This window comes from Stenotrophomonas sp. STEN087 (assembly GCF_056759115.1).
Map to the genome: position 1 here is coordinate 1 of NZ_JBRRCR010000109.1, position 11,430 is coordinate 11,430.

Genomic DNA, 11,430 nt, shown 5'->3' on the forward strand with positions numbered 1-11,430 from the left:
GCGGGCCCCCAGTGCGCCCCGGCCTCAAACCACTGGGGATACAAAAGACCAAAAGCCCCCGAGCCATGCTGGGCTGCTTTTGGCAGAGGCAGCCGAGCATGGCTCGGCTCTACAGGAAGCGAGGGCAGCCGAGCATGGCTCGGCTCTACAGTTTCCGCGTCAGCGCGGGGCCTCGCACCCCAGCATTTTCAGGTCGATCGCTTCGGCCATGCGCCGGTACCCTTCATCATTCGGGTGCAGGTGGTCGCGGGTGATGCTGGCCGGCAGCGATTCCGGCTGCTTCGGGTCGCGCAGTGCCGCATCGAAATCGACCACGCCATCGAAGCCGCTGTCCTTGCCGCGCGCCCAATGGTTGATCGAGGCGCGGGTGGTGGCCGAGACCGGCTCGTAGCGCTCGGAGCCGCCGAACGGCGTCAGCGTGCCCAGGTAGGCACGGATGCCATGCGCGTGCAGGCGCGCGGCCACCTGCTGGTAGCCCAGCAGCATGTCCGGTGCGTTGCGCCCGGGCAGCGGCTGCGCACCGCCGCCGTGGCGGATGTCATTGATGCCTTCGAACAGGATCACCTGGTCGGCGTCGGCCACCGCGATCACATCGCGGTCCAGGCGTGACAGCGCACTGTGGCTGCGGCCATGGTCCAGCACCTTGTTGCCGCTGATGCCCTGGTTGAGCACTACGAAGCGGTCCGGGCAGGCCTGCTGCAGGCGCTGCGCCAGCCGCTCCGGCCACTGGTTGAATGAACCGCGCGCGGCGGTCGCGCCTTCGGTGATCGAATCACCCAACGCCACAATGACCGACGGCCGCTGCTCACGCTGCACCATCACCGCCGAAAACACATTCTGCTGGTAGCTGACGCGCACCGTGTCTGCCACCGCCTCCTGCCTGCCATCGACTACGCGCACCACGGTACGCCGCACCGCCGGCCGGGTCGGCTGCGGGAAGTACGCGGTCACGCTGATCTCCTGCAGTGCGCCCACCGGCAATACCACCGGATCACTCAGCAGTGCGGCACCCACCGGCACGTCGATGGCGCGGCGACCATCGACGGTGACCGGCAGCACCGCAGCGCTGCCGTCCTTCAGGCGCACGCGGATGTCCTCCACGTGCAGCGGTGCATCGCCCAGTTCGTTGCTGATGCGCAGGCGCAACGCCTCGCCACGGCTGCCGACCCGGATGTCCTGGCGCACGGTCTGCGCGGCGAACTGTACCGGTGCCTCCGGCTTCCCGTCCTTGCGGTCCGGTGCCGGTGAAGCGGTCCAGGCGGTCACCCAGACCGGAGCGGCCTGGGCGACGGGGGCGGCCACGGCAGCGCCGATGGCCAGCGAAAGCAGGGTGATCCAGCGCTGCATGGCAGGTGTCCGCTCAGGTCAGGAGAAGTAGGTGCCGCCGTTGACGTCCAGGTTCGCACCGGTGATGAACGCCGCTGCATCGGAGGCCAGGAACACCGCCGCATCGGCGGCTTCGTCCGGCACGCCCTGGCGGCGCAGCGGGGTGTTGCCGGCGACGGCGGTGCGCACTTCCGGCTTGGTGAATTCGTCATGGAAGCGGGTGGCGATCATGCCGCAGCACAGCGCGTTCACGCGGATGCCCTTCGGCCCCAGCTCCTTGGCCATGGCGCGGGTGAAGGTCATCACCGCGGCCTTGGCAGTGGCGTAGATCGACGCGCCCGGGCCACCGCCATCGCGGCCTGCCTGCGATGCGAAATTGACGATGGCCGCGCCTTCGCCCATGTGCGGCACCACCGCGTGGGTGGTCAGGTAGGTGGAGGTCAGGTTGAGGTCCATCACCGTGTGGAAGAACGCCGGGTCGATCTCGGCCAGCGGACGGCGCTGCACCATGCCGCCGGCCACGTTCACCAGCAGGTCGATGCGCTCGCCGAACGCGGCCTGGGTGGCAGCGACGAGGCCGGCCACGGCGGCGGCATCGGTCACGTCGGCGCGGTGCACGATGGCCTGGCCACCGGCGGCCTGGATCTGCGCCAGCGTTTCGTTGGCGCTGGCCTCATCGTTGGCGTAGTTGATGCAGACGCGTGCGCCGGCAGCGGCCAGCTTGATCGAGACGGCACGGCCGATATCACGGCCACCACCGGTGACGATGGCCACCTTGTCCTGGAACGACATGCGGGAAACTCCTTGGTTTGCGGGGGAATGAAGGGAAAGAACGGGCTCAGCCGCCACGGCGGTCGAGCTTGTGGATGGGTCCGGTCCACCACCACAGCGCGGCCAGCGACAGCGGCACCAGCGCGGCGACGAGGATGAAGATCGGGGCGTAGGAATGACGGGTCAGCACCGGCACCAGCCAGGTGGTGATCAGCGTGCCGGCCACCGCAGCCAGGCCACCGAGGCCGGCGAGGGTGCCGACCGAGCGGCCATCGAACAGATCACCCGGCAGGGTCTGGATGTTGCCGATGGCGACCTGGAAACCGAACAGCACGGCGGCAATTGCCAGCACGGCAAACAAGGGCTGGTTGGCCAGCACCGCGCCCAGCAGGGCAGGGGCCATGATCACGCAGCCCAGGGTGATGGCCAGCTTGCGTGCGCGGTCCACGCTTTGCCCGGCACGGATCAGGCGCCCGGACAGCCAGCCGCCACTGAGGCTGCCGAGCATCGCGCCCACGAACGGCACCCAGGCGAACAGGCCGATCTGCTTGATGTCGAAGCCGAAGGTTTCGGCCAGGTAGATCGGCAGCCAGGACACGAACAGCCACCAGATCGGGTCCAGCAGGAAGCGGCAGGCGAGCATGCCCCAGCTCTGCCGGTGGGCCAGCAGCGAACGCACGCTCACCTTCGGCGCGGCGGCATCCTGCTGCCCGGCCTGGTCTTCCATGATCAGGCGGCGCTCGGCGTCGCTCACCCACGGGTGCTTGTCCGGGCCGGCGCGGTACACGAACAGCCACGGCAGCAGCCACAGGAAGCCGATGGCACCGACCAGCACGAAGGTGCCGCGCCAGCCCAGCCACAGGTACAGGCCGGCGATGGCCGGTGCCGAAACGATCGCGCCGATCGACGCGCCTGCGTTGAACACGCCCTGCGCCAGTGCGCGTTCGCGCGCCGGGAACCACTCGGCATTGGCCTTGACCGCGCCCGGCCAGGCACCGGCCTCGCTGATGCCGAGCATCGCCCGCACCAGGCTGAAGGACAGCATCGAATGGGTGACCGAGTGCAGAGCGATGGAGATCGACCACACGCTGATCGACAGGGCGAAGCCCAGGCGCGTGCCGATCATGTCGAACAGGCGGCCGAACAGGAACTGGCCGGCGGCGTAGAACAGCATGAACACCGTCACCAGCAGCGCGTAGTCATCCTTGGTCGCGCCCACTTCCTTGGCGATTTCCGGCCACATCACCGCCAGTGCGTTGCGGTCGATGTAGTTGATCACCGTGGCCACGGCGATCAGGCCGACGATCAGCCAGCGCACGGCCGAGCGCACCGGCACCTTGCGCAGCTGGCTCACCACCGCAGGGCCGTTCATTTCGCGTCACCCTTGCTGCGGTCCATGCGCGCGTGGCTGCCGCTCCAGCGGTAGGTATGGCCATCGACGGTCACGCTGTGCTCGCCCTTGGCGGCACTGTCATCGGCCACGCCCAGGGCGATGCGGGCGCCGCTGGCCAGGCGCAGCTCGATCACCTCGGCATCGCTGCCGCGGGTGCGCACGATGTCCTTGATGCGGCTGTCGGCACCGTGCACGTACTCGGCGGTGCCGTTGTACTCACCATGCGGCTCCAGCACGCTGAAGAAGGTCACATCCTTCTGGCCTTCCACGCGCTGCAGCAGGGCCGGTTCGCGGCGCAGGTTGAATTCCGGATCATTGGCACCGCTTTCCACCAGCAGCGCCTGCGCAGGCGCGCTGCTGCCGAAGCGATAGGTGTAGAAGCGGCCATCCAGCAGCCAGGCCAGCGTGCGCGGCTCGCTGCCGGGCTTGCTGCGCGCGTCCAGCCACAGGTGCTGGTAGCCGTTGTCCTTGCCCAGTACGGGGCGCTGGCTGGTGAAGTGTTCGGCCTCGAAACCGGTGGTGACGATATGGCCGTTGAAATGCAGCGGCAGGTCGTAGCGCGCGGCCTTGTCACCGTGCACCTGCAGCAGGTCCAGTACCACCGGCAGGCCCAGTTCGGGGTGGCGCAGCAGGGCCTGGGTACGGGTGAACACCACACCGGGGTAGGCATCGCGCATGGTCGCCGAGGCGATCTGGGTATCGGTGTCGGCCTGGAAGAAGCGCACCTGCGGCGCATGCTCTTCACCGCGCTTCCAGTCGCCCTTGAAGTGGCTCTGCTCGTCCACCACCAGCGTGTTGTGGGCCACGGTCTGCTTGGCCCAGCTGCGGTTCTCGGCCAGGTAGATGCCGCCGCGCTTGGCTTCCACATTGAGGAAGCGGGCCGCGCCGTAGTCGGTCACCACGGCCTTGCCGTTGTCGTAGAACAGCCAATTGAGCTTGTCGAAGTGGCCGTGGCCCATGCCCTGCATGGTGTCCTTCTGCACCAGCGCCTGGCCGTCCTCGCCGTTCATGCGCAGGATCGCCAGGCCGCCGCGGTCACCGTCGGGGCCATCGCGCAGCAGCATCGGCTTGTAATCGAAGGGTTTGGCCTTGTTGGCCGCCAGCGCCTGCGCCACCTGCAGGCCTTCGGGCGAGAGCAGCAGGCGTTTCTGCTGCTGGGCCACCGACAGCAGGTGGTCATCGCCGGTGCGCGCATAGGCGATGCCGATGCCGGCCACCAGCTCCTCGGTATCGATGCCCTTGTCCAGGATCGCATCGTTGATCGGGAAGAACAGGCCGTCGTAGCTGGTCTGCACCAGCACGTCCACGGCCTTCAGCAGCACGCCGTCGCGGCGCGCGAAGATCTTCCGCTGCGGCTCGTTGCGCTCCACGGCGTTGGCGAACAGCAGGAACGGCGCCAGCGCATAGCGCTGGTAGTACGGGCCTTCCTCGTAATAACCATCGGGCGAGAACAGCAGGTCGATCTGCCGCAGGAAGCCGAACCTGTCGTCCTTCTGGCTGCCGCGCAGGGATTTCTCCACCAGCTCCTGGTCGCGCAGCACGTAGCCGGTCATGCCGGTGGCGGCCACCGCCCAGGTCGCGTGGTTGTGGATCTGGTCGTAGTTCTTCGGCTCGCTGATCAGGAATTCGGCCATCGGCCGGAACAGCTGCGACTCGATGGTCTGCCGGTCCTGCGCGGACAGCGCGTCGCGGATCGCGTCGTAGCCCTGGATGGCGTTGACCAGCCACACCGAATCGTTGAGCACCTGCCAGAACACGCGGCCGGGAATCTGCCCGCGGCCTTCCGGGTGCGGGCCCAGCGTCGGGTAGAGCTTGGCGTACTGCAGCAGCATGTCGCGCGAGTAGTCGACATAGGCCTTGTCGCCGGTCAGCCGGTACAGCGTGCCGGCCGCCAGCAGCGCCTGGTAGTTGCGCTTGTGCTGTTCATGGGTGCGGCCGCCGCCCTTGTCCTTGGGCACCGGCACGTCGATGCCCGCCTTCATCATCTTCTTCAGCGATGCCTTGGTGCGCGCCTGCTCCTTGGCGAACCACGGGTAGCGGCTGCCTTCGCTGGCCATCTGCTGCCACTGCGCAGCGGTCACCAGCACCGGCGCGGTGTCGGCCTGGCGCGCGGTGGCGGCCGGGGCCGCCAGCAGCGGCGCGGCCGGCAGCAGGGCAAAGGGAACGGCCAGGGCCAGGGAAACGAACAGCGGCTGCAACCTCATCGATCAACTCCGGTGCTGGTGCGGGACAGGGCAACCTCGCCCACCTTGGGATACCAGTCCACCCCCGTGGCCTCGCGCGCGGTCATCGCCAGCGCCGGATCTGCACCGGTGGCGGGCAGGGCAGGGGTGGGCGTCCACAGGCCGCTGGCGGCCTGCTGCAGGGTCACGCTGCGGCTTTCGACGCCGCTGGGAAACACGGTGCTTGCCTGCGGCGACTGCACGTTGCCGCTGAAAGCGATGCCGGCCAGCGAACTGGCGGCGTTGGGTGGGTTCCTGCTGGTGCGGTTGACGATCAGGTTGGCGCTGAAGCGGCTGTTGCTGGCGGCCACGTCGATGCCCTTGGCCGCGTCATGGCCGACGCCGAAGCTGATCTTCGCCACATCCACGAAGGTGTTGCGGCTGATGGTCGCGTTGACCACCGGCGCATAGCCGGACAGCGGCGGATCGGCCTGCGCGTCCATGATCGCCAGCGCCGAGCGGTTGCTGGAACCGGCCAGACGCTCGAAGTAGTTGTTGCTGACGGTCTGGTCGGCGTTGATGATGCGCACGCCGCCGGTGCCGGCCTTGTCGTCGCCGAGGAAGACGTTGTCGAGCACCCGGTTGCCGTTGCCGTGGCGCAGGGTCAGCGCGCCGGCCGACCGATAGAAGACGTTGCCGCGGTAGGTGTTGCCACCTGACTTGTTGGAGACGATCTCGGTCTCGCCGTCGCAGCCTTCGAACCAGTTGTTTTCCACGGTGCTGTTGGAATCGCTCAGCGAGGTATCGCTGGTGCCGACGCGGATCGTTTCGCCGCCGTTGACGCCGAGCAGCGGGCGCGGCCCGAACCAGTTGTGGTCGATGCGGTGCTGGTTGTCCAGGCCCTGGGTGGCATCGCGCACCACCACCACGGTCGGCCCGGCATTGGTCTTGCCGCGCAGCTGGCTGTGGTCGAGGCGGTTGTGGCTGCCGTACAGCGACACCCAGTAGTCCTGGTCGCTGGCATCGGGGTTGGTGTAGTCGTCGATGACCAGGCCGGTCACCCGGCTGTGGCTGGCCACCGCCTTGCTCGATTCGCGGAAGGCCACCACCGCATCGCCCGGCGTGTAGCCGTTGCGGAACACCAGGTTGGAGACCTGCAGGTAGCTGCCGGCCAGGCGCAGGTCCGAACGCCCGCTGAGGATCACCTTGCCCGGGGTCTGTGCGCGCAGGGTGATCGGCGCGGCCTCGGTGCCCTGGCCCTTCAGCAGCAGGCGGGTGTCGGTCCAGGTGCCGTCGGCCAGCACGATTTCATCGCCGGGCTGCAGGGCGGCCGCGGCGGTGGTGAACTCGGCGGCATCGTGGACCAGCCAGCTGGCGGCCTGTGCCGACGAAGTGGTCAGGCAGATTGCCAGACCAGTTGCGAGGAATGATCCGGGAAGCCGGTTGGACGGGCGGTACGAAGTCGATTCGGTGCGCATGAAGTCCTTCCAGGGACGGTCGGGCCGTCGTTTCGGGTGGGTGTGCATACCACTTGCGGGGTCTGTTGTAAGCCAGCTTTCGCGCAAAGTCATGCTGCATCAGCACATTTAATGACGGCCAAGTGGTATGAAACAAAGGTATTAAGAAAAATCCAGTCCAGTTGGTTGACATTTCTGTGTCTACATGTCGAAGCTGCGTCCACGCCTGCCAACCAGGCGATCCTTTGGGAGGAGGAAACCATGCGGCAATCTGCCGGAGCTGTACGCACCATCACGCTGTCACCCACGCCCCTCATCGTGGCTTTGCTTGCCGCGCTGGCCGCCGCTCCGCTGGCGCAGGCGCAGTCCACCACCGGCAGCGCCGGGCAGGACGCCACCACGCTGGACCAGGTGCAGGTCACCGGCATCCGCGAATCGATGCAGAGTTCGATCAACAAGAAGCGCGACGACACGGTCATCGCCGACGTGCTCTCGGCAGACGACATCGGCGATCTGCCGGCGCCGTCGCTGGCCGATGCGATCGAAACGCTGACCGGCGCCGCCTCGACCCGCGACAAGACCGGTGCTTCGGAGATTTCCATCCGCGGCCTCGGCGCCTTCCTCAGCAGCACCAATTTCAACGGCCGCGAGATCACCAACGGCAGCGGCGACCGCTCGGTGAACTTCAACATGTTCCCGGCCGAGCTGATCAATACGGTGGCCATCTACAAGACCCAGCGCGCCGACATCATCGAAGGCGGCGTGGCCGGCACCATCGGCCTGGAAACGGTCAAGCCGCTGGAATACGGCAAACGCTCGGTGCAGTTCGACCTGCGCGGCAGCTGGGCCGAGTATGACAAGAAGTACCGCGATGACGATGGCATCGGCTACCGCGGCACTGCCAGCTACATCGACCAGTTCGAGTTCGGCGACGGCCAGAAGCTGGGTGTCTCGCTGGGCTTCCAGCGCCTGGATGGCACCGACCCGGAAGAGAGCATCACCAGCGGTTCCACCTGGTATGCCTGCGATGGCAACCAGAACGTGACCAACGCCAACTGCTCCGAAGTGGGCGCGCAGGCCATCGCCAACGGTGCGCCGTACTACCTGGTGCCGAGCAGCCGCATCTACCGCCTGAAGCAGGAACGCAACGACCGCCAGAGCGAGTTCGCTGCGGTGCAGTGGCGGCCCAATGATGTGGTCGAAGTGAACGTCGACTTCGAGCACACCCAGCGCAACTGGTATGAAAACCGCAGCGACCTGAGCCTGTCCAACGCGCGCCGTGGCATCACCCAGCGCGAGGTGGACGAAAACGGCATCGTCCGCCACCTGCATGGCAGCACCTCGATCGATTCCACCTCCAACCGCTACTGGCGCGGCGAGGAATACACCGGTGGCGGGCTGAACCTGATCGTGCGGCCGAGCCCGGCCTGGGAACTGTCCACCGACCTGTCCTACTCGCATACCAACCGCCTGGACAGCGAGCGCATGACCCGCCTGCGGGCCAACCAGCGCGACATCAACAATGCCGTCGTGCCGGGCATCAGCAGCGGCACTACCGGTTATGTCGACTACGACTGGGACTGGCATGGCGAAGTGCCGAGCGTGGCCCTGGCGCCGAACTTCGACGTGCAGAACTGGGATGCATACTCCGGTGCGGCCCGCGTCACCTCCAGCGCCACCGAGAACGACCACAAGATCAAGGCCGGCCGCTTCGACGCCAGCTTCATGCCGGAGTCGGGCTTCTTCACCCGCATCAAGGGTGGCGTGCGCGCCAGTCAGGCCGACTATCGCCTGCGCGACAACACCCTGGTGACCGACTACGACCAGCGCGTGGCCGCCGACAAGGCGAAGATCATCGCTGCCAATCAGGCCTGCCGCGCACCGTTCCCGCAGAGCGATTTCATGGATGCCGCCAGCGGCAACACGATCTCCTCGTGGGCGTACTTCGATCCCAACTGCCTGTACCAGTCCTTCCGTGGCAGCCTCGACAGCGGCCTGGATCCGGACTTCCAGGATCCCAACAACGTCGACATCACCGAGAAGACGCGCGCGCTGTACCTGCTGGGCGAGTTCAGCAGCAGCCTGTTCGGGCTGCCGGTGACCGGCAACGTCGGCCTGCGCTGGGTCAAGACCGATGTGCGTTCGGAAGGCGTGCGCACCGACCTGCAGATCGAGGACAACGGCGATGGCACGATCCGCCTGCAGCCGACCGGCGACTACACCACCCAGGTGTTCAAGGCCGGCAATGACAAGCTGCTGCCCAGCCTGAACGCGGCGTTCGAACTGCGTCCGGACGTGCTGCTGCGCGTCGGTGCCTACCGCGCCATGTCGCGCCCGGACATCGCGGCGCTCGGTGCCGGCCGCACCATCAATGTCAGCAGCGATGCCACCTACGGCAACCTGGCCGATGCGCTGGACGACATCAGTGCCAGCGGCAACCCGGCCGCGCAGCCGCTGATGTCCTGGAACGGCGACCTGTCGCTGGAGTGGTACCCGAACCCGGACACCATGCTGGCCGGCGCGGTGTACTGGAAGCAGTTCAACGGCGGCACCGCCACCGCGCTGGTGCCGGAGACCTACACCATCAACGGCCAGACCGTGACCGTGCCGGTGCGCCAGCAGGTGACCACCGACGACGACAGCACCCTGACCGGCCTGGAACTGAGCGTCACCCATCGCCTGTCCTACCTGCCCAAGCCGTTCGATGGGCTGGGCTTCAAGGTCAGCTACAACTACGCCGACGCCGACTACGAGACACAGGATTCGCGACTGGGTGAGCAGCTGGCCGCCGATGGCACCGTCATCCCGGCCATCGTGCCGCCGGCCGGCCTCAGCGGTTTCTCGCGGCACGTGCTGTCCGGTTCGATCTACTGGGACGTGGGCCGCTTCAACATCCAGGCCATCGGCAAGTTCCGCTCGCACTACTACCAGGACTTCACCGGCAACACCGCGCAGCAGAACCGCTACTACGACGACAACACCAGCGTCGACCTGCGCATGCGCTACAAGGTCAACAAGCAGCTGTCGCTGTCGCTGGAGCTGATGAACCTGACCAACGAACCGCGCGTGGCGTACCAGCCGCTTTACGGCAATTTCCGTGAAGTGGTGACCTACGGGCGGCGTGCGTATTTCGGTGTACGATACAAGTTCTGAACAGGGCGGCGCGGCCAGTGGTCGCGCCGTCGCTCCATCCGGACCCGCACCGCGCACGGTGGCCCGGGACGGGCCCGGAGGGAACCGCCAAGGGTCAGCCGCATGTCCGCCAACCGCCTCTACCAGACCATCGCCGCCAAGCTCCGCAAGCTGATCGAGGACGGCGAATTTCCGCCGGGCTCGCGCCTGCCGGGCGAGCGTGAGCTGGCCGAACGATTCGGCGTCAGCCGGGTGACCGTGCGTGAAGCCGAGATCGCCCTGGAAGCCCAGGGCTGGATCGCCATCCGCATTGGCTCGGGCGTGTACGTCAAGCCACGCCCGACGCAGGCCTCCGGTGGCCTGCCCGATGTCAGCGCCTTCGACCTCACCGCCGCCCGCGCGGTGTTCGAGGCCGAGGCCGCGGCGCTGGCCGCCAGCAACATCGACGAGGCCGGCATCGCCGAACTGCAGGTGCTGGCCCTGGCGCTGTGCCGCCGCGACCTGACCGATGAGGAAGCCGGTGACTTCGACCGCCGCTTCCACCTGACCATCGCCCGCCTGTCCGGCAACCCGGTGGTGGAGTACTTCATCCAGCAGATCTGGCGCATGCGCAGCGATCTGCCGCGGGTGGCCGAGGTCTACGCGCGGGTCTGCCACGACGACGGTGCCAGCCGTGCCGACGAGCACATGGCGATCTTCGAGGCGCTGCGCAGCCGCGACCCGGTGGCCGCGCGCAATGCCATGCGCTACCACTTCCAGCGCCTGTTCGAGGCGATGCTGGAAGCGACCGAAAGCCAGGCGCTGGAAGAAATCCGCCGGCGCACCCAGCAGGACCGCGAGCGCTTCCTGGTCACCACGCGCATCTGAGGGTTTCCAGCCAACGGCGCAGCCCCTCGTGGGGTGGTCGCTTGATGCATCGGGGTCTGTGTGTTGGGTCGGGCGGGTTGGGTTCGCGGGACACGCCGTGAATCCGTCCCTGGAGCAACTGTGTTGCCGGAGGGGCGCCAGCCCTTCCAGCAGACGCGCACGGTAGTGCCGGCCGCTGGCCGGCAGCCTCTGAGGATGCCCAGATACGCGCCTGTTAAGCGGGGATCGGTCCGCTTTCAGCGTCGCGCACGCGGGCGTTGAGGATCACCAGCATCTTCCGCATCACCGCCACGATGGCCACCTTGCCCTCCTTGCCGCGGGC

General features: G+C 67.3%; 7 protein-coding genes and 1 pseudogene. 2 read left to right on the forward strand and 6 right to left on the reverse strand.

Annotation, left to right across the window (positions count from 1 at the left end):
• Nucleotides 1-159: 159 nt before the first annotated feature.
• The 5 genes from ACVOK1_RS18790 to ACVOK1_RS18810 are packed head-to-tail and all read right to left on the reverse strand — an operon-like array spanning nucleotide 160 to nucleotide 7,130.
• On the reverse strand, nucleotides 160-1,347 hold the full coding sequence (locus ACVOK1_RS18790; protein WP_481562908.1) for a GDSL-type esterase/lipase family protein: 1,188 nt from the start codon (nucleotides 1,345-1,347) through the stop codon (nucleotides 160-162).
• Between the two features lie 18 nt (nucleotides 1,348-1,365).
• Entirely contained in the window at nucleotides 1,366-2,118 is a 753-nt protein-coding gene (locus ACVOK1_RS18795) for an SDR family NAD(P)-dependent oxidoreductase (protein ID WP_079222850.1), read from the reverse strand.
• 46 nt (nucleotides 2,119-2,164) lie between these two features.
• Entirely contained in the window at nucleotides 2,165-3,469 is a 1,305-nt protein-coding gene (locus ACVOK1_RS18800) for an MFS transporter (RefSeq protein ID WP_313204681.1), read from the reverse strand.
• A complete protein-coding gene (locus tag ACVOK1_RS18805) occupies nucleotides 3,466-5,694 on the reverse strand; it encodes an oligoalginate lyase (RefSeq protein ID WP_481562909.1) in 2,229 nt (742 codons plus the stop codon). Before ACVOK1_RS18805 ends, ACVOK1_RS18800 begins: the two co-directional genes overlap by 4 nt.
• Nucleotides 5,691-7,130 (reverse strand): polysaccharide lyase 6 family protein, encoded by a 1,440-nt coding sequence (locus ACVOK1_RS18810; protein ID WP_481562910.1) that lies wholly within the window; start codon nucleotides 7,128-7,130, stop codon nucleotides 5,691-5,693. Before ACVOK1_RS18810 ends, ACVOK1_RS18805 begins: the two co-directional genes overlap by 4 nt.
• 240 nt (nucleotides 7,131-7,370) lie before the next feature.
• Between ACVOK1_RS18810 and ACVOK1_RS18815 the strand changes: the two genes are divergently transcribed.
• Both ACVOK1_RS18815 and ACVOK1_RS18820 read left to right on the forward strand, forming a co-directional pair.
• A complete protein-coding gene (locus ACVOK1_RS18815) occupies nucleotides 7,371-10,262 on the forward strand; it encodes a TonB-dependent receptor (protein ID WP_481562911.1) in 2,892 nt (963 codons plus the stop codon).
• A gap of 102 nt (nucleotides 10,263-10,364) precedes the next feature.
• Nucleotides 10,365-11,108 carry a FadR/GntR family transcriptional regulator gene (locus ACVOK1_RS18820; RefSeq protein ID WP_481562912.1) on the forward strand — a complete coding sequence of 248 codons (744 nt, stop codon included), beginning with the start codon at nucleotides 10,365-10,367 and terminating at the stop codon, nucleotides 11,106-11,108.
• 214 nt (nucleotides 11,109-11,322) lie between these two features.
• On the opposite strand, the pseudogene ACVOK1_RS18825 reads toward ACVOK1_RS18820, so the two are convergent.
• Nucleotides 11,323-11,430, reverse strand: a pseudogene (locus ACVOK1_RS18825) (IS110 family transposase); the annotation flags it as partial.